The sequence below is a fragment of the Streptomyces flavochromogenes genome (genome assembly GCF_000717595.1).
GTDB classification, from domain to species: Bacteria; Actinomycetota; Actinomycetes; order Streptomycetales; family Streptomycetaceae; genus Streptomyces; species Streptomyces flavochromogenes.
Genome location: NZ_JNZO01000014.1, coordinates 254,989 through 270,282, shown reverse-complemented (window position 1 = coordinate 270,282; position 15,294 = coordinate 254,989). Strand labels below are relative to the sequence as shown.

The 15,294-nt window shown below is 69.6% G+C and carries 29 protein-coding genes; 24 read left to right on the top strand and 5 right to left on the bottom strand.

The genetic code is table 11. The features are described 5' to 3' along the window. The first annotated feature begins 87 nt into the window (after positions 1-87). From IF00_RS0119295 to IF00_RS0119270, 6 genes are all read left to right on the top strand, one after another. A complete protein-coding gene (locus IF00_RS0119295; RefSeq protein ID WP_030319652.1) occupies positions 88-435 on the top strand; it encodes a helix-turn-helix domain-containing protein in 348 nt (115 codons plus the stop codon). Then, complete coding sequence (locus IF00_RS0119290) at positions 432-824, top strand: hypothetical protein (RefSeq protein ID WP_030319650.1); 393 nt, start codon at positions 432-434, stop codon at positions 822-824. The genes IF00_RS0119295 and IF00_RS0119290 overlap by 4 nt, the downstream gene beginning before the upstream one ends. Next, the gene (locus IF00_RS0119285) at positions 821-1,234 is read left to right on the top strand and encodes a hypothetical protein (protein WP_030319649.1); all 414 of its coding nucleotides are present in this window, start codon (positions 821-823) and stop codon (positions 1,232-1,234) included. The genes IF00_RS0119290 and IF00_RS0119285 overlap by 4 nt, the downstream gene beginning before the upstream one ends. Positions 1,235-1,274: 40 nt before the next feature. Next, a complete protein-coding gene (locus IF00_RS0119280) occupies positions 1,275-1,892 on the top strand; it encodes a hypothetical protein (protein WP_030319648.1) in 618 nt (205 codons plus the stop codon). 195 nt (positions 1,893-2,087) lie between these two features. Next, a complete protein-coding gene (locus tag IF00_RS42740) occupies positions 2,088-2,888 on the top strand; it encodes a phage antirepressor KilAC domain-containing protein (protein WP_051820438.1) in 801 nt (266 codons plus the stop codon). Positions 2,889-2,969: 81 nt separating this feature from the next. After that, the gene (locus IF00_RS0119270; RefSeq protein ID WP_030319645.1) at positions 2,970-3,341 is read left to right on the top strand and encodes a hypothetical protein; all 372 of its coding nucleotides are present in this window, start codon (positions 2,970-2,972) and stop codon (positions 3,339-3,341) included. 43 nt (positions 3,342-3,384) lie between these two features. Here IF00_RS0119270 and IF00_RS45695 read toward each other — a convergent pair whose 3' ends face one another. Together IF00_RS45695 and IF00_RS0119255 are read right to left on the bottom strand one after the other, a co-directional pair. Next, positions 3,385-3,687: a hypothetical protein gene (locus tag IF00_RS45695; protein ID WP_158710494.1), complete on the bottom strand. Its 303-nt coding sequence runs from the start codon at positions 3,685-3,687 to the stop codon at positions 3,385-3,387. Between the two features lie 53 nt (positions 3,688-3,740). After that, positions 3,741-3,926 carry a hypothetical protein gene (locus tag IF00_RS0119255; RefSeq protein ID WP_030319642.1) on the bottom strand — a complete coding sequence of 62 codons (186 nt, stop codon included), beginning with the start codon at positions 3,924-3,926 and terminating at the stop codon, positions 3,741-3,743. A 113-nt stretch (positions 3,927-4,039) separates the two neighbouring features. Between IF00_RS0119255 and IF00_RS0119250 the strand changes: the two genes are divergently transcribed. Then, on the top strand, positions 4,040-4,426 hold the full coding sequence (locus IF00_RS0119250; RefSeq protein ID WP_030319641.1) for a hypothetical protein: 387 nt from the start codon (positions 4,040-4,042) through the stop codon (positions 4,424-4,426). 246 nt (positions 4,427-4,672) lie between these two features. Beyond that, positions 4,673-4,924, top strand: a complete 252-nt coding sequence (locus IF00_RS0119245; protein WP_158710493.1) for a hypothetical protein — start codon at positions 4,673-4,675, stop codon at positions 4,922-4,924. A 66-nt stretch (positions 4,925-4,990) separates the two neighbouring features. Here the strand turns inward: IF00_RS0119245 and IF00_RS0119240 are convergent, their stop codons facing one another. From IF00_RS0119240 to IF00_RS0119230, 3 genes are all read right to left on the bottom strand, one after another. Further along, positions 4,991-5,398 (bottom strand): NUDIX hydrolase, encoded by a 408-nt coding sequence (locus IF00_RS0119240; RefSeq protein WP_030319639.1) that lies wholly within the window; start codon positions 5,396-5,398, stop codon positions 4,991-4,993. Then, complete coding sequence (locus tag IF00_RS0119235) at positions 5,395-5,877, bottom strand: NUDIX hydrolase (protein ID WP_342451046.1); 483 nt, start codon at positions 5,875-5,877, stop codon at positions 5,395-5,397. Before IF00_RS0119235 ends, IF00_RS0119240 begins: the two co-directional genes overlap by 4 nt. Positions 5,878-6,139: 262 nt before the next feature. Continuing rightward, positions 6,140-6,385 carry a hypothetical protein gene (locus tag IF00_RS0119230; protein WP_030319637.1) on the bottom strand — a complete coding sequence of 82 codons (246 nt, stop codon included), beginning with the start codon at positions 6,383-6,385 and terminating at the stop codon, positions 6,140-6,142. Positions 6,386-6,666: 281 nt separating this feature from the next. Here IF00_RS0119230 and IF00_RS0119225 point away from each other — a divergent pair, with 281 nt between their 5' ends. From IF00_RS0119225 to IF00_RS0119150, 16 genes are all read left to right on the top strand, one after another. Next, positions 6,667-6,951, top strand: coding sequence for a hypothetical protein (locus IF00_RS0119225; RefSeq protein WP_051820436.1), 285 nt, complete (start codon positions 6,667-6,669; stop codon positions 6,949-6,951). Beyond that, a complete protein-coding gene (locus tag IF00_RS45690) occupies positions 6,948-7,121 on the top strand; it encodes a hypothetical protein (RefSeq protein WP_158710492.1) in 174 nt (57 codons plus the stop codon). Before IF00_RS0119225 ends, IF00_RS45690 begins: the two co-directional genes overlap by 4 nt. A gap of 5 nt (positions 7,122-7,126) precedes the next feature. Further along, a complete protein-coding gene (locus tag IF00_RS45685) occupies positions 7,127-7,270 on the top strand; it encodes a hypothetical protein (RefSeq protein ID WP_158710491.1) in 144 nt (47 codons plus the stop codon). Positions 7,271-7,363: 93 nt separating this feature from the next. Next, the gene (locus IF00_RS0119210) at positions 7,364-7,591 is read left to right on the top strand and encodes a hypothetical protein (RefSeq protein ID WP_030319635.1); all 228 of its coding nucleotides are present in this window, start codon (positions 7,364-7,366) and stop codon (positions 7,589-7,591) included. After that, on the top strand, positions 7,591-7,749 hold the full coding sequence (locus tag IF00_RS45680; protein WP_158710490.1) for a hypothetical protein: 159 nt from the start codon (positions 7,591-7,593) through the stop codon (positions 7,747-7,749). Before IF00_RS0119210 ends, IF00_RS45680 begins: the two co-directional genes overlap by 1 nt. Positions 7,750-7,758: 9 nt before the next feature. Further along, positions 7,759-7,956, top strand: coding sequence for a hypothetical protein (locus tag IF00_RS0119200; RefSeq protein WP_030319633.1), 198 nt, complete (start codon positions 7,759-7,761; stop codon positions 7,954-7,956). A gap of 20 nt (positions 7,957-7,976) precedes the next feature. After that, positions 7,977-8,276, top strand: a complete 300-nt coding sequence (locus tag IF00_RS41405; protein WP_037638544.1) for a DUF7739 domain-containing protein — start codon at positions 7,977-7,979, stop codon at positions 8,274-8,276. Further along, complete coding sequence (locus tag IF00_RS0119190; protein WP_209439778.1) at positions 8,276-8,815, top strand: DUF6919 domain-containing protein; 540 nt, start codon at positions 8,276-8,278, stop codon at positions 8,813-8,815. The genes IF00_RS41405 and IF00_RS0119190 overlap by 1 nt, the downstream gene beginning before the upstream one ends. After that, positions 8,812-9,030: a hypothetical protein gene (locus tag IF00_RS0119185; RefSeq protein WP_030319630.1), complete on the top strand. Its 219-nt coding sequence runs from the start codon at positions 8,812-8,814 to the stop codon at positions 9,028-9,030. The genes IF00_RS0119190 and IF00_RS0119185 overlap by 4 nt, the downstream gene beginning before the upstream one ends. 21 nt (positions 9,031-9,051) lie before the next feature. Continuing rightward, a complete protein-coding gene (locus IF00_RS0119180) occupies positions 9,052-10,572 on the top strand; it encodes a hypothetical protein (protein WP_158710488.1) in 1,521 nt (506 codons plus the stop codon). 11 nt (positions 10,573-10,583) lie between these two features. Then, positions 10,584-12,620 carry a P-loop NTPase family protein gene (locus tag IF00_RS0119175; RefSeq protein WP_030319627.1) on the top strand — a complete coding sequence of 679 codons (2,037 nt, stop codon included), beginning with the start codon at positions 10,584-10,586 and terminating at the stop codon, positions 12,618-12,620. Between the two features lie 204 nt (positions 12,621-12,824). Beyond that, a complete protein-coding gene (locus tag IF00_RS0119170) occupies positions 12,825-13,070 on the top strand; it encodes a hypothetical protein (RefSeq protein WP_030319626.1) in 246 nt (81 codons plus the stop codon). Positions 13,071-13,096: 26 nt separating this feature from the next. Continuing rightward, on the top strand, positions 13,097-13,495 hold the full coding sequence (locus IF00_RS0119165) for a hypothetical protein (RefSeq protein ID WP_030319622.1): 399 nt from the start codon (positions 13,097-13,099) through the stop codon (positions 13,493-13,495). Between the two features lie 86 nt (positions 13,496-13,581). Next, the gene (locus tag IF00_RS0119160) at positions 13,582-14,166 is read left to right on the top strand and encodes a DUF6197 family protein (protein WP_030319620.1); all 585 of its coding nucleotides are present in this window, start codon (positions 13,582-13,584) and stop codon (positions 14,164-14,166) included. 410 nt (positions 14,167-14,576) lie between these two features. Continuing rightward, positions 14,577-14,810 (top strand): hypothetical protein, encoded by a 234-nt coding sequence (locus tag IF00_RS0119155; RefSeq protein WP_030319618.1) that lies wholly within the window; start codon positions 14,577-14,579, stop codon positions 14,808-14,810. 21 nt (positions 14,811-14,831) lie between these two features. Next, positions 14,832-15,278: a hypothetical protein gene (locus tag IF00_RS0119150; RefSeq protein ID WP_030319616.1), complete on the top strand. Its 447-nt coding sequence runs from the start codon at positions 14,832-14,834 to the stop codon at positions 15,276-15,278. Positions 15,279-15,294 lie beyond the last annotated feature (16 nt).

The following is a 15,294-nucleotide window of genomic DNA, read 5'->3' as shown; positions in this document are numbered from 1 at the left end:
CGCCCTCGTACCCGCCGACCATGGCCGGCCCTGTACCCGCCCCCAGATACCCAGCCGCCGAGTCGTCAACGTCATCCGGAGCCTGTGATGCCTGAACTCACCGACACCGAGCACGCCGTCCTCAGGGGCGCCGCCCGCGGCGACACCTACGCCGTCATCGCAGCCCGCCTCGGCCTCCACGGCAAGTCCGTCAACAAGATCGCGTTCCGTCTGGCCCGCAAGCTCGGCGCCCGGAACATCACCAACGCCGTTCTCCTCGCCTGCCAGGCCGGGATCCTCGACGGCCGGCCCCGGCGCCACGGCGACCACGCCGGATACGAAGCCCATCGCAAGCGCGGCGAAGACCCCAAGCTCTGCGAACCCTGCCGACTCGGCGAACGAGCCCACCGGCAAGCCATGAAGAAGACCAGCAAGCAGAACCGGGAGGCAGCGTGAACCTCAACTCGACCCCACCAGAGGGCCTGGGTGCCCGTGAGAGCGCCTGTGGCGTCGAATCGAGGGATCTGGACGTCGAAGCGACGAACGGCCCGCAGGCGGCCACACGGGACCCTGACCCCCGCGCCGCCCTCCTCGACGCCATCTCCACCGCCCTCAACGCAGCCGGCTACTGGCTCCCCATCGACGGCAAGAAAGCCGTCGTCGAAGCGGTGGTCGCCCTCGGCGGACAGGCGGCTGACCCGCGACCCGCAGTCCACCCCAGGACCCGCTGCCGCTGCGACCACCCCCGGGACCTCCACAGCGGCACCGACTGCGCAGGCTGCACCCGCGACGGCCAAGGGCTCCTCGCCAAGCACGCCTTCATCGCACGAGAGGACCAGCCGTGACCACCCTCCACGAATGGCTCACCGACCAGGTCGCCCAAGCCGAGGCCACGGCGGTCGACCCAGCCGCAGTCCGCCGCTGCGAAGCCGACCGCCGCATCCTCGCCCGCCACACCCTCGACCCCAACTGCACCTACGAACCGGCCTGCTACGGCTGCGGCACCTACGGCGACACCGAACTCGCGAACATCGACAACCTCAACGACTGCCCCGAACTCCTCGACCTTGCCCACGCCCACGGCATCGCCGACACGATCCTCGCCGGCCTCGACCAGCCCCAGCCGCCGCCCCGCCCGCCAGCCGACCCTGCAGCCGAGCGACGCGCCGACATCCTCCAGCGACTCCTCAACGCCACCCCCGCCCGGCACGCACCCGCCACCTTCCGGCCCGCAGACAACCGCTGGACCAGCTGACCCGCACCCGCCCAACCGCACCGCTGCAAGGAGAGCCGCCGTGAACGACCTGCCCACCTGCACCTGCTGCCGCCGCGAGCTCCGCGACCACGAGACCGGCCGGTACGCCTGCACCCTGTGCGAAGACCGCATCGCCGTCCACCTCGGCGCCATCCCCGGCCTGTTCGAGCGGCTCGACGACCACCTCGCCCGCGGCAGCAGCAGCGGCCCCGCCGTCTCCGGCAGCAAGACCGCACCCGCCCCGCTCCGCATCGGCATCCTCGACATGCAGACCGAGCGCGGTCCCGTCCTCGGCCCGCTGGAGACGTGGGTCCGTGATTGGGAGGAAGCCGGATACGCCGAGGTCAACGAGGCAGGCACGGCCACCGACAGGGTCACCCACGCCTGCCGGACGCTCCGGTTCAACCTCTCCCGCGCCGCCCGCCAGCACCCGGCGATCGACGAAGCAGCCGACGAGATCGCCGCGATCTGGCGCATGCTCAGCCGCACCGTCACCGGTGAGAGCGCCCCTCGCCGCATCGCCGTCACCTGCCCCTGCGAGCAGACCCTCCGCATCACCCTCGACACCCGCGGCATCACCTGCCCCGCCTGCCGGACCGAGTACGGGCACAGCGAGGTGCTGCGGCTGCCGTTGGCGGACAGGCGGGCCGCGGCGTGAACGGCGAAGCCCCCTCGTCAACAACGAAGGGGCTTCAATGACGCGCGAACTAGCGGTAGGAATCACCAGCGTTGTCGGTTCTGCGCGTAGACTTCCGCGTTGCAGCACGCATATGCCGCAACCTGCAGAACAGTGATCAGCCCCCGCGCGGAGTGCAATCCGCCGAGGGCTAAGGATCAAGGAGGGACAGCTCCTGTGAATCAACCCCAGAGTAACCTGCCCCAGCCCGCGGTCAACAACCAGGGCCGCAGCCCATTCGACCAGATCCGCCGAACGGACGACACCGGCGAATGGTGGTCTGCCCGCGACCTCCAGCCCCTTCTCGGCTACCTCCGCTGGGAGGACTTCCGGAACTCCATCGAGCGCGCGAAGGTCGCCATCAACAACAGTGGGCAGACCGCTGACCTGCATGCTTCGGAGCGCCCCGAAGCTTCCGGACCGACCAACCAGCTCCGCCTGAACTACAAGCTCACGCGGTACGGCGCTTACATGGTCGCCATGAACGGCGACCCCCGGAAGGCGGAGGTCGCTGCGGCGCAGACGTACTTCGCCATCCAGACCCGGAAGGCCGAGACCGCGGCCATTGCCGCGCCGGCCCTCCCACAGGACTACGAGGAAGCCCTCGTCGCCCTCCTCGGCCAGGTCCGCCAGACCAAGGCCCTCGAAGCCGAGAACAAGGTGCTCGCACCGAAGGCCGGCAAGTGGGACCAGTTCCTCAACGCCGAGGGCCTAATCGGGATGCGCGAGACCGCAGACCTGTTCGGCGTCGACGTGAAGGTGCTGACCAACTGGCTCGTGGAGATCAACATCTTCCGACGCCAGGTGTCACAGCAGAACCGGGCGCGCAACCTGCCGCGCAAGCCGCACCAGGACTCCGGCTGCTTCGACGTCCGCATCGAGACTGCCAACGGCTGGAACTTCCCGACCGCATACGTGACCGCCAAGGGCCTCGACCTGATCTCCGACATGTGGGAGCGAAGGAACCCGGCCGCATAGCCGGCGCGCCTCCTCCGTCAACGTGCGGGGGAGGCGCCCCGCTCGCACACTCCAGATCTCGCACAAGTCAACGGAGTCGCAGTGATCGAGTTCGTCCCTCGGGGGACCCACAACTACCCGGCGTTCGTCTGCGACACCTGTCGTGAGCTGATCGTGGGACCGGGCAACGTCGTCTGGGCAGTCAAAGTTCCACACATCAAATCGGACGTCCGCGAGACGTCGCCCGTCTACGCCGCCCACCGCGGCCGCTGCGACCGCGTCCTCGAGAAGTGGCTCATGACGCAGTACGACGACGAGTGGATGCCACTCTGGGAAGAGATCGGCGAGTTCGCCGCAGGTCTTGCCCACTATGCGAAGCAGGAGCTGCCTAAGAACGGCGAGAGCCAGCCCAGGCGGCAACTCGTGAAGCACCCAGCAAGTGACCCGCACCAGGAACTGCCCGACTTCAGCTAGCCGCCACCGCGGCCCGCGTTTGACCCGGCTGCGGGGCGCCGGGCTAGACCGTGGACTTCTTCGCCTCCGCCGGACGAGGTGCCGCAGTGAACCACGGAGAATCGGACTGCTCGCCAATGACGGGCAGCAGCCGGTTCACCGTGTTCGCCACCTGCATCGCCGCCTCCGAGCAAGCGGCCCCGCCCGACGCGAGCAGCCGCAAGCAGTCAATGCCGGCCCGCAGCACGTTCTCAGGAACCAATACGTCGTGGCCACGGGGGCCATCGAGCAGGGCCCAGACGTGAGCTTCGAGGTCGCACTCGGGGAGATCGTCAAGACCGGGCAGGTGATCGTCATAAGCGGCCATGCCTGGCACAACGCCCAGAGCGGCCAGACGAAACGCCCGCTAACCCCACCGGGCTAGTCCGCAGGCAGCCGCCGCGCCAGCTCCGACGCGAGCTGGCCGGCCGCCGCACCCCGCGGGGACAGGTCCAGCTGCTCCAGCAGGAACAGGTGACGGACGGCCTCACGGGCCTCCGCCGCGGTCAGCAGCGGCAGGCGAGGGGCAGGCGGGTAGGTGCCGGTTACGGGCTCGCTGATCTCCACAGCAGGACAACCCACGCAGCGGCCGACAGGACACGGCGAGGCCCGCCACCCGATCGGTGGACTCCACGTGGCGCCTGCGCCCACCCGGGCCTCATCAGCGCTACCCCAGACCCATGACCGACCTCACCCAAGCCCTCGAAGAACGCTTCGGCCCCGCCTCCGACTGGTCACTCAAAATTCAGGCCGCCAGCGCACAGCTCGCCACCATGCAGCAGCTCATGGGCGACGACTTCGCCACGTACATCCGGTCCGCCCGTCAAGCAGCGGACGAACACCAGAGTCGGGCCAGCTACCGCCGCACACTCGACCGACGCGAACGGCTCGGTCAACTCCTCACCCCGACCGGCAACCACCTCACCCGGGCCGACACCCTAGACGTCGCCTGGGCCATCAATTACGGCCTCGAGATCCTGCTCAAGGACGAGGAATACGAGCACCTCATCGACGCCGTGGCCGGCGCCATGCCGCCGGCAGCCGTCAACGCGGGAGCCTGCCCGTAGCTCGTGCAGGTTATTGGGCCACCGAACCCCACACCGGAAGCAGCCTCGCCGCTACGGTGAACCCGGGAAGTGAGCCGACTGGTCGTTGGAGCACAGCCCGCCGTGCCCCCGTGTGACCCGCGGGGGCACAGTCACGTCCAGGCCGGCCAGCGAGGCGAGGCTCGCCTGTGACTGGAACCGGACACGCCTGCCCGTCACGCATGGCATCCTCCCTGCACCGAGACAACCCGTGGGGGCACCATGCGCTTGACCGCTGCAGTACGCCAGCAGCTGCTCGACCAGAACGAAGGCTTCGAGAAGAAGACCCGCGACGAGCAGAAGAACTTTACCGAGTACCGGCGGTACCGGATCACTGGAGGGCAGCTCTACATCCGTGTCAGCGGCAAGACCTCATGGGCAGACAGCCGCTACGACGACGATGAACGCCTCGCCACCGACGAGGAGACCCACCGGTTCCTGTACAAGTACAAGGGCGAGCTCAACACCGCGGGCCTGTAGGCATCCCCGGGTCGCCACACGACGAAGCCCGCCACCCTGAGGTGGCGGGCTCCTTTGCATGCGGGGTCAGGCGCTGAGCGTCTCGTCCAGGTACGCCTGTACCGGCCCGAACAGCCCCCACGGTACAAAGTCCGGGATCTCGTCCAGCCGGATCCAGGCGACCTCGGCCAGCTCCTCCTCGTCCGCGACGCGAGCTTCGCCGCCGACGACCTCGCAGGCGACATAGGACATGTGCCGGCCGGTCTGCGGGTGGACGCGCTCACCGAGGGACCGGACCGCCTTCACCTCCATGTCGACCTCCTCGGCCGTCTCCCGGACCGCGGCCTGCTCCGGGGACTCGCCATCCTCGATGCCGCCGCCCGGGAACGCCCACAGGAGCTTCCCCTCCCGCTCCCGCCGCCGGATCATCAAGACGCGGTCGCCCCTCGTGATGATCGCGGTGGAGATGCCCTGCTCAGTCGTCTGCTCGGTCACGCCAGTGCCTCCAGGGCTGCGAGTACGGGTGGATAGATCCGCTCGGTCGGGATGAACTTCGTCAGGCTGCTGATCGGAACCCAGGTGGCATCGAGGTTCTCGAGAGGGTCGGCATTCCGTACCTCGCCGGCGAGGTACTCGCAGAACTCGTAGCTGGCCAGAACGCCGGTCGTGGGATGGACTCTTGACCCCAAATGCTTGCGCACCGTGCAGTGAACTGCCGTCTCGGCGAGAGTCTCTTGCACTGCGACTGCACCGGAACTGCCGCCGGGCTTGACCACGCCAGCCGGGAATCCCCACGACAGAGGCTCTTCACCGCGTCGGCAGACGAGAAGAACCTCGGCGCCGCGGGCGACGATCGCTATGGCCACTTTCAGGGCCTGCGCCTGGGTGCTGACCTCGGCTCGCAGAAGCGCGGTGAACCGATGGCGTTCGGACTGGGTGACCTGCTCATGCAGGGTGTCCAGGGCTCGCTGCATCTCGCGACGCGGGACTGTGGACGGTGAGGCATGCCATGAAGCGACTGTCCGGACTGCGACGCCTAACCGGCGCGCGAACTCCTCATTGGTAGCCCGCATGGCTTCCTGTAGAGCTGCCGCGTGCCGGCCGCTCCACTGATCTACGACATCCACCGTCCGCCCCTCGCTCGACGTGCACTGCTGCTGCGCGCATTCTGCGTCACCGCTGCACCGGGCATTCATGGCCCGGACGGCGCCAGGTTGCTTGACTCAAGGCATGACTTCACCGCTCGCGGGCGATGGCTTCCGCCCGACTGCCACTGAAGCCGAGCAGGGTGCCCACCTGCGCCCAGCTCCGCCCTTCGTGGAGATCGCGTACCACCTGCCGCTGGATCGCCAGGTAGCCCTGGTCCCCGGCGGCGAGCACAGCACGCTCAAGGCGCGCCGCTTCGAAGCGGGCGATGGGGTCTTCGATGGCGGCGACTGTGGCAGTGGCGTCCTCGATCGCGGCGGCGGTGGCTTCGGTCATGGACCCAGACTAAGGGGGCAGATGTCCGGTTTCAATGCCTGGTTGAGATCGGTAGCGGCGAGTCGACGGAAACGCTTGACAGCCCGTCATCCCGGGCTTCAATATGGGGTTGAAGCGAACGGGGCTCCACCCCCGGGCAGCTTCACAGTGCCGCTCCACCGGCACACCACAACGGAAAACAAGACGGCCCCAGCGCCGGGACTCCACTCCCAGGCCAGGGCCTACCACGAGGCTCTCTGAAGGGTCCCCTCATGGATGTGTACCAGCTTAACGGCACCCGTGTGCCCGCCACCCCCCTCACCGTCGACCGCCTGCTCTCGGCCCCGCTGCCGGAGCTGCTGGCCGAGGTCGATGCCCAGATCGTCGACACGTCGGTCACCGACGAGACGTACCTCGGCGAGGTCGTGAAGCCCCGAACCGGCACCGCGCTGCTGTGCATGCCGAGGGGCCGGTCCGCCTTCGAGCGGGACACGATCGTCCGCATCCTCGTCGGCAAGCTGGTCGGCGCCCCGATGCGCCCGGTCCCGCCGTCGCTGGACGTCCGCACCTACGGCGGCACGAAGTGACCGCCCCCGCCCCCGCGGTCGAGACCGCCACCGTTCCGGTTCCCGCCCGCCGCCTGATCGCGGCCGGCATCAGGCGTGGCTCCACCGGCTTCCAGGTCGAGTACCCGCAGATGTCCGCCGCCGACAAGGCCGCGCACGCCGCCGCGACGCACGTCCGCCAGAACCGGTGATCGCCGTGGACTCCACGGTTGCCGCGCAGGGCCTCGCCGCCCAGGCGCTCGCCGACGAGACGAACCGGCGCATGGAAGCCGCGAAGCAGGCTGCCGCCGACGCTGAGGCCGCCCGCCTGGCCCGGCTCGCCGCCGAAGCCCAGCGCTAACACCCCCTAGCTGCCGGGGCCGGCAGTCCATCCCCCTGCTGTCGGCCCCGGCTACCCACCCCATCCCGCACCTCCGCCACGAGGAGATTCGCCATGCCCAAGCTCGCCCTTGTCCCGTCCGACGGCCCGTCCGAGCAGCTCGCCCAGATCGAGGCCTCGGTCCGCGCCAGCGTCGTCACCGACTTCCTCGCCGCCCAGCAGAAGGGCAACCTGCTCGGCCAGCTGGCCGCCGAGTTCCTGGCCTCCCAGATCGACGACTCCACCCCCGACGGGCCGCGGCTCACCGACGAGCTCGACGCCCTCCGCAACCTCGCCGCCTGATGGTCACCGCCGACCAGGCCCTCGCCGCCGCCGCCCACGGGCTCGTCGTCCTTTCCGCCGAGCAGCAGGCCAACGACAGCCCGGAGACCCGCGAGCAGCTCGAAGCCGTCTTCGACGCGGCCGCGCTCATCGCCCGCGACGTCACCGATCCCCGCTAGGAGTCCGCCGTGCGCCTTGCCGTCCCCATCCTCACCGCCCTTGGCCTGTCGCTGATCGGCGTGCGCCTGGCCCCGGTCCTCGCCCACGCCGCCGACATCACCGACTCCGCGGCCGGCCTGATTGCCGGCGCCGTCATCACCTGGGCCACGTTCCAGGTTGCCGCGATGCTCCCCCACCCCGAGTCGACCCCCACCCACCAGGACTGACCACCGGAAGGAGCCCACCCATGGGCTGGTACATCTCGCACGGCGGCACCCGCCACGGCTACTCGTACAGCGGCGTCGAGGAGCTCGTGCACCGCTGCAGCGGCATCCTCACCCGCCAGGACTGGAGCCGCCTCCAGAAGACCCTGCACCCCAGCTCCGGCGACCCGTTCAAGGTGAAGCCGAAGCAAGCCAAGGAAGTCGGCGGCCTGCTCCTCCTTGCCTCCGGCTACCTCCCCTCCGAGTGGGCCGACATGGCCCGGCAGATCGGCCAGTCCGCCCTCCGTGCCGCGCAGGCCAACGAGACGTGGAAGTGGTCCTGATGGGCACCGTCTGGCGTGACGCCCGCAGCATCGCCGACCTCGGCCAGAACATGGCCGGCTGGCTGGAAGGCCGGATCCCGTCCTGGCCGAACTACGACGGCCCGTTCGGCCAGGAAGAGGAGAACGGCGCCCGCCACCTCGTCCCCACCCTCATCGCCCTGAACCAGGCCGGGTTCGTCACCGTCGACTCCCAGCCCGCCAGGGTCGACGGCGGCTACCGCCAGCGCGCCAACGTCACGGGCTTCGTCCACAACCGCAACCCGCTCCTCGGCCAGCTCGTAGCCCTCCAGGAGCAGGGGCTCACCGTGGTCCGCGGCTGGCCGAAGCGGCAGATCGCAGTCACCGAGGACGACGGCCAGCCGTTCACCACGATCGGTGGCTGGCGGATGCGGCGCGACTTCGTCCACTACCTGTGGCGAGGCGTCGGACGCCAGGCCATCCGCGAGCTGCGGGAACACGGCGCCATGGTCCACATCATCGACATGGTCTGGGGCCGCGACGACCGCCTCTGGCCCGCCCTGGACGGAGTCGTCCGGTGAGCATCGGCTGGCTGATCGGCCTCACCCGGGCCCGCGTCTTCTTCCTGTTCGCCGGCCTCGCCTGGGTCTTCGGACTCCAGGCACCCGCCCTCGTCCGCCTCGCGCTCGTTCTGCTCGCCGCCGTCGCGGTAGCCGGAGACGGCCTCCTCGACGAGCAGCGCATCTCCCGCACCCCCAAGACCGCCACCATCCCGCCGCAGCGCACCTCCGCCTAACCCCCGAAGGGATTGATCACCGTGAGCGGCACGTCGTTCACCGAGCAGTCCGCGAACGCGGACAAGATCCGGACCGAGGCCGCGGCCAAGGCCGCCGACGCCGACGCGAACCGGCGCCGCCGCGAGGCCCTCGACGCCCCCAAGCTCGCCGCCGCGCAGGCCGAAGCCGACCGCATCGCCCGCCAGGCCGCCGCCGAGGCGGAGCAGGCCGAACGCGACAGCGCCGCCCAGGCCGAAGCCGACCGGGCCGCCCGAGCCGAGAAGGACAAGGCCGCCCGGGACGAAGCCGCCCGGATGCGCGAGTCCGTAAAGCGGGACAAGCGGGCCGCCAAGGCCGTCAACATCGGAGTGGTCGCCGCCCTGGTCGTCGCCCTCCCGCTGCAGCTGAGGGCGTTCTGGTCTCCCGAGCGGTGGTGGGAGGTCGCCATCCCCCTGTTCCTGGAGGGGCTCGCCTGGGTGTTCATCCGCCAGGCGGAGGCCGCGATCTCCGGCCGGCGGATGGTGTGGCACTACCTGGCGGGCGTCGGGCTGTGTGCCGCGTTCGCCGCGGGGGTCAACGTCTACGACGGGTTCTCCCACGCGGAGATCGGCCCCGCGTTCGGCATCGTCGGCGGGTTCGCTTCGATCGCCGGCCCCGCGCTGAAGGTCATCCACGAGTTCGGGGCCCGAGCCGCTGGCGCGAAGGCCACCCGCAGCGAGCGGAAGATCGCCGAGGCGGCCGCCCGGAAGTCGGAAGCCGAACTGGCCCAGCGTCGCGCCGAACTCGACGCCGAAGCAGCCGAGAAGACCCGACAGGCAGACGACAAACGCGCGACCGAAGAGGCAAGGCGAGCCGCCCACGAAGCGAAAGCCGCTGCGGACAAGGCTGCCGCCGACGCCGCCCTCGCTACTCAGGACGAGCAGCGCCGCACCTTCTACCCGGCGGCATGGGAGCAGTACGAGCGGATCCTCGCCGCCCACCCGCTCGGCACCATCAGCCGGGACCGGGCCTGGGACGAAGCCCAGCGCGCAGCCGCCCACCCGGACGTGTACAGCCGGTACCAGCTGCTCGTCCTCAACGGGCCGTCGAACGTGAAGGCGGCCGACCTGTGGGCCGCGGCGTGGAAGTCCGTGAAGGGCCTCCCGCTGGGGCAGACAATCGAGACTCTCGCCACCGAGCTGGCCGCCCGCGAGTACGTCGACCAGGTCGTCGCAGAGCACCTCGACACCGCCGGACACCTCGCCGTCGAGGGGCTCATCGCCGACATCTTCGGAGGCCGCGGAGAAGGCGGCGGAAGCGCCGCAAAGGGTGCCCCCAAGAAGCCGTCTGGCGGCCCCGTACAGGGCTCCGCAACCCATGGGGGGATTGGGAAGGGGGCCGATCCCGCCCCCGCTCGCAAGGATGCCACTGAGCCCCTTGCAGCAGAGCACCTTGAGGCCGCGCGTGCGCTCCGCGCAGCAGCCCCCGCGCAGTTCTCCACTCCCGCCGTCGCCAAGCTCATCGGCCGCTCCAAGGTCTACGCCCAGCGCGTCCGCGACGCCGTCCAGTCCGAGCAGAGCTGAGGTCCACAGCCATGACCACCGCCCCGCAGCAGGCCGACCCCCGGCCCACTCTCACCCTCGTCAAGGACAACGCCCCCGCCGCCGTCAAGGGCACGGTCGTCGAGCATCAGGGCGACGAGGTCGCCACCCGGCCCGAGTGGGTCCTGTCCGCTGGCGAGCGCGCCCGACGCGCCGGAAAGCACGCCGCCACTAACTGGCTGTACCTCGGCTGGGCCGCCCGCGGCTACGGGCGACTGGCCGGCCGCTTCCTCGACGGCTACCGCGACGACTACCCGCAGATGATCCGCACCGCCCGCGCCGGCATCAAAACCTCCAAAGGCGATGCCGCCGCCGAGCAGGGCGCCAAGCGCGACGTACAGCGACTCCGCGAGGCCTACAAGCACCACCGGCTCGTCTACAGCGCCAAGACCGGCGCCTGGATGGCCACCACCGGAACCGCGGGCGGCGTCGCCGTCGCCACCGGAGGCGTCTGGACCAGCCTCCTCCTCGGCATCGCCACCATCGGCTACGGCGCATGGCGAGGCCAGCCCGCAGTCATCGCCGCCGAAGACGACCCCGGTCGCATCGAAATCCTCGCCGAAGAAGGCGCGCCGTTCCCGATCGCCGACGCCACCAACCGCACCGAAGCCGCCGAATGCGTCCGCCGCGCCCTCGTCTCCGAAGGCATCGCCGTCGCCGAAGTCGAAGCCGGCCGCCGCTACGACTGGGGCTGGGAGATCAACGTCCGCCTCCAGAAAGGCACCCCCGCCGACCTCATCGCCAAGGCCGGCGACCTGGAGACCCCCCTCGACCTGCCCGTCGACGGCCTCCTCTGCCAACCGCTGCGCACCAGCCGAGCCCGCGCCACCCTCCGCCTCGTCGAAGGCGACCCGTTCATCAAGATGCCCGCCCTGCCCGACCGGGCCCCCAACAGCCTCCGGCTCCGCGACAAAGCCCTGGTGGCCCTCCGCATGGACGGCCAGCACACGGAAATGTCCTTCCTCGGCCTGCACTTCGTCGTCATCGCCGAGTCTGGCGGCGGCAAGTCGGTCACGCTGCGCTCGATCGCAGACATCCTCACCGCCTGCGAGGACGTCGTCGTCATCGACCTCGACGCTGGCGGCAACGGGCTCGAAGCCCTCGCCGAAGCCGTCGGAGTCAGGGTCGTGGGCGCCGACCAGATGCACGTCATCGAAGCCGTCCTGGAGAAAGTGCTGGCCGTCGCCAAGGCCCGCAAACTCCTCACCGTCCGGCTCGGCATGGGCGAGAACTGGATCCCCAGCAAGACGCATCCCGCGATCTTCGTCCTGGCCGATGAGTATCCGCAGCTGTCCCAGAAGGCCAAGGCCCTCGTCATCGCAATCCTGCGGGTCGGCCGCGCCGGCCGTGTCCACATCGGCCTCGCCGCCCAGGAGGCCACGAAGGACGCCATCGGTGCAGCCATCGCAAACAGTGTCGCCCTCAAGATCATGGGCCCGGCACGCCAGCAGGACGTCCAGCTCGTCTTCGGCACCGGAGCCAGCGCCAACGGCTACCGGCCCGACAAGCTCCACCCGGCGCAGGGCGAGGACCCCGCCGACGCAGGCAAGGCCTACATCATGGGCGGCGGCCAGCGCGACCCGCTCATCCACAAGTTCATCGCTCTCGACATCGACGAGGCCAAGGTGCGGGCTGCCGCCCGCGCTGCGGCCGGCCGCCCCTGGATCGACGAGGACTCCCTCAAGGCTGCCGGAGTCACCTTCGACGACCTCCACACCGTCAAGCCCCGTACCGCCCTCCCCGAGGTCCTCGAGCTCGCCCGGCTCGCATTCACCGCCAACGACGATCCCGAGCGCATGACCAGCGAGGAGATCTACGACTACGTCTCCTCCGCGTCCGAGACGTGGGCGCCGCGCGAGGACGAGGACCAGGCGAAGGCCATGGCCCGCTTCCAAGAGGCCCTCCGCAAGCAGGCCGCACAGATCGACCCCGCGGTCGACATGAAGACTAAGCAGTGGCGGGACGGCTCCGACCGACACAAGGGCTACCTGCTGGCCACGCTGCTCCAACTTACGGACGAAGACGCCTGATTCGCCCCTGACAGGCCAGTGACACCGCAGGTCACGGCGTTGACAGACCCCGTGACAAGCCGCTGACACCGACCTCTAGCCCGTGACATGTCACTGGCCCGTCAACGCCCCCCACAGTTCTCTGACCTGCACTGTCATGGGCTGTCACCATCCCTGTCACGCCCTATATGCGAAGAAGATCCCGATCTGGAAGGAGACCCGGACATGCCCCTCAAGCCCCACTACCAGCCCACCCGAGCCGACGCCGCAGACCTCGCTCACGACGTACAGCCCGGCGACCTGCTCTACACCCTCGGCGGCGAGTTCATCGTCACCGACGACACCAGTCCCGCATTCGGCAGCCGCATGGTCCGCCCCGCCGACGCCGCACCCGGTCCCGGATCCATCACCCTCACTCAACTCCTCGCCCGCTGCGGCGGCATCTTCACCCAGCCCCCCACCCAGGCCTGACCCACACCACCGAAAGGACCACCGCCATGAAGACCGTCTACCGCGCCACCCGAGGCGACAAGAAGGCCCTCCTCAACGACATCAAGCCCGGTATGAGCCTCTTCGTCATCAACGAGCACGTCGGCAACTCCGGACCGTCCAAGACCTACTCCGAGTACATCGTCACCACCGAGAAGATGCCGTTCACTCGGACGCCCGTCGTCCAGTCCCCGGTCACCCGCGGCAAGTCCAGCCTGGAGTCGCTGCTCAGCAGGGAGCGCGAGATCTACACCCAGCGCCCCGCCCTACCCAACCTCGGCGCCCGCGACAACCACTCCGCCTACACCGAGGACGCCCAGCGCACCGCCACCCTCGTCGCCGACCTCCACGCACAAGAAGCCGCCCTCGCAATGTCCCGCGAATGGTCCCTCGCCGGACGCCGCTGAGCCTGACGGCTGCCTGTCCACCCCCGTAGCCACCACGGACCGGGAACAGACCCGGACCACACACCGACCAGCAGAAAGGACCTGAGATGACCGCGACCGCCACCCTCGCAGCAACCGCGCCCGACACGCTGGCCATCGACGCGGCCGCGCTCATCGCCGACATCGAGGCCTACCTCGCCCAACAGGCCCCGCGGACCGCCCACCCGCTCGTCACCAAGACCACCGCCGAACTCGTCGCCGAAGCCCTACAGACGCCCGCCGTCGAGACCACGGCGCCCACCCTTGCCGCCCCCGCGCGCTGGTGGCGCATCATCCCCGACTGGGCCCTCGCCCTCACGCCCGCCCGTCACCTCCACGGCGCCGGCCGCACCATCACCGTCACCCAGCACCTCGAGCTCACCGCCCTCGTCCTGCAGCAGTACGGCCACCACCGCGGCGGACTCCGATCCCGCGGAGGAGCCCGCTGCATCCTTGGCGCGCAGGCCGTGCTGTACCGCCTCGGGTACGGGGACGAGAGCACCGCCATCGCCGCCGGGAAGGCCATGCAGAACGTGCTCAGGGGGCGGGGGATCGACGAGCCCTACCACCGGTGGAACGACCGGCCCGAACGCACCCTCACGGACGCACTCCACCTCATCCGCGAAGCCATCACAGAAAGGAACCAGCAGTGAACCCGCGCATCACCCTCACCTACTGGCCAGCCCGCCATACGCTCGGACGCGTCCGACCCGCCCTCGCCATCCACCAGCGGCCCAACCCACGCTGCCCACACTGCGACGGCGGCGGCTACATCGCCTATGAACCTGACTGCATCGACGAAACCCCCTGCCGCTGCTGCCGAGAGAATCCCCTCGCTCTCCTGCCGCTGCCGCGGATCGTCAACAAGCACTACCGCGCCGCACGGCACCGACGACGCGCCCGACCCCTGCGAGAGGCGCCTGAGTCGCCACAGGCTATGGGCCCCAATTCATCAATAGCTTGACTCAATGACCTGGGCGAACCTAAGGTCTTCTCAATCGGTGCTTTGCGCCTGCTGAGGCCACCCCACAACGGGTGGCCTTTCGCGTACCTGGAGGTGGCCATGCCCTCCCTCGCTCTCGTCGACGAAGAAGCCGCCGCCTATTGGGCAGGCCGACCCGGCGTCACGATTCGCCGCTGGGCCCATGAAGGCCGTATCCAGCGATACGGAAAGGGCCGCGGGAAGGTCCGGTACAACGTGCACGAGCTCCCCAAGGCCGAGCGTGACGAATGGACCCGCGAGCTCATCAGCCCCGGCGAGACGCCGCCGATGCCCACAGGCGCACAAGCCGCCTGACTCTCCTGAGAGGAGCCGACGGTGGCCAATCTCGTCTTCAACACTTCGCTGGGACGGGTAGCGTCGCTCGCTGCCCTCCCGGCCGCCAGCGACGCGCTGATCGCCGTACCGCTGGAGGCGACCGGCCTCGTCTCCGACGCCACCATGCGCGACTACGACGACCTCGGAGCCCTCCTCGCTGGCGCGTCCAACGAGCAGATGACGATGGGCCGCAAGACCCTCGCCTCGGTCACCGTGACCGTCGACGACACGAACGACAGGGTCGCCGTTGACTGCGCGGACATCACCTGGACTGCCGCCACCGGGAACGCCATCGCTGCCGTCGTCATCTGCTACGACCCCGACACAACCACCGGCACCGACGCGGACCTGATCCCGCTGACGAAGCACGACGTGGCCCTGACCCCAGACGGCAACTCCTTCACCCTGAGCGTCGCCGACTTCTACCGCGCGTCTTCCACCGCGTGACGGCCGGCTTACCGAT

Excerpts from the sequence above, each read along its gene's own strand:
- IF00_RS0119295 (WP_030319652.1), top strand. The coding sequence starts at position 88 with ATGCCTGAACTCACCGACACCGAGCACGCCGTCCTCAGGGGCGCCGCC.
- IF00_RS45695 (WP_158710494.1), bottom strand. The coding sequence starts at position 3,687 with ATGGCCGCTTATGACGATCACCTGCCCGGTCTTGACGATCTCCCCGAG.
- IF00_RS0119250 (WP_030319641.1), top strand. The coding sequence starts at position 4,040 with ATGACCGACCTCACCCAAGCCCTCGAAGAACGCTTCGGCCCCGCCTCC.
- IF00_RS0119235 (WP_342451046.1), bottom strand. The coding sequence starts at position 5,877 with ATGCAGCGAGCCCTGGACACCCTGCATGAGCAGGTCACCCAGTCCGAA.
- IF00_RS0119230 (WP_030319637.1), bottom strand. The coding sequence starts at position 6,385 with ATGACCGAAGCCACCGCCGCCGCGATCGAGGACGCCACTGCCACAGTC.
- IF00_RS0119210 (WP_030319635.1), top strand. The coding sequence starts at position 7,364 with ATGCCCAAGCTCGCCCTTGTCCCGTCCGACGGCCCGTCCGAGCAGCTC.
- IF00_RS45680 (WP_158710490.1), top strand. The coding sequence starts at position 7,591 with ATGGTCACCGCCGACCAGGCCCTCGCCGCCGCCGCCCACGGGCTCGTC.
- IF00_RS41405 (WP_037638544.1), top strand. The coding sequence starts at position 7,977 with ATGGGCTGGTACATCTCGCACGGCGGCACCCGCCACGGCTACTCGTAC.
- IF00_RS0119190 (WP_209439778.1), top strand. The coding sequence starts at position 8,276 with ATGGGCACCGTCTGGCGTGACGCCCGCAGCATCGCCGACCTCGGCCAG.
- IF00_RS0119175 (WP_030319627.1), top strand. The coding sequence starts at position 10,584 with ATGACCACCGCCCCGCAGCAGGCCGACCCCCGGCCCACTCTCACCCTC.
- IF00_RS0119170 (WP_030319626.1), top strand. The coding sequence starts at position 12,825 with ATGCCCCTCAAGCCCCACTACCAGCCCACCCGAGCCGACGCCGCAGAC.
- IF00_RS0119165 (WP_030319622.1), top strand. The coding sequence starts at position 13,097 with ATGAAGACCGTCTACCGCGCCACCCGAGGCGACAAGAAGGCCCTCCTC.
- IF00_RS0119160 (WP_030319620.1), top strand. The coding sequence starts at position 13,582 with ATGACCGCGACCGCCACCCTCGCAGCAACCGCGCCCGACACGCTGGCC.
- IF00_RS0119155 (WP_030319618.1), top strand. The coding sequence starts at position 14,577 with ATGCCCTCCCTCGCTCTCGTCGACGAAGAAGCCGCCGCCTATTGGGCA.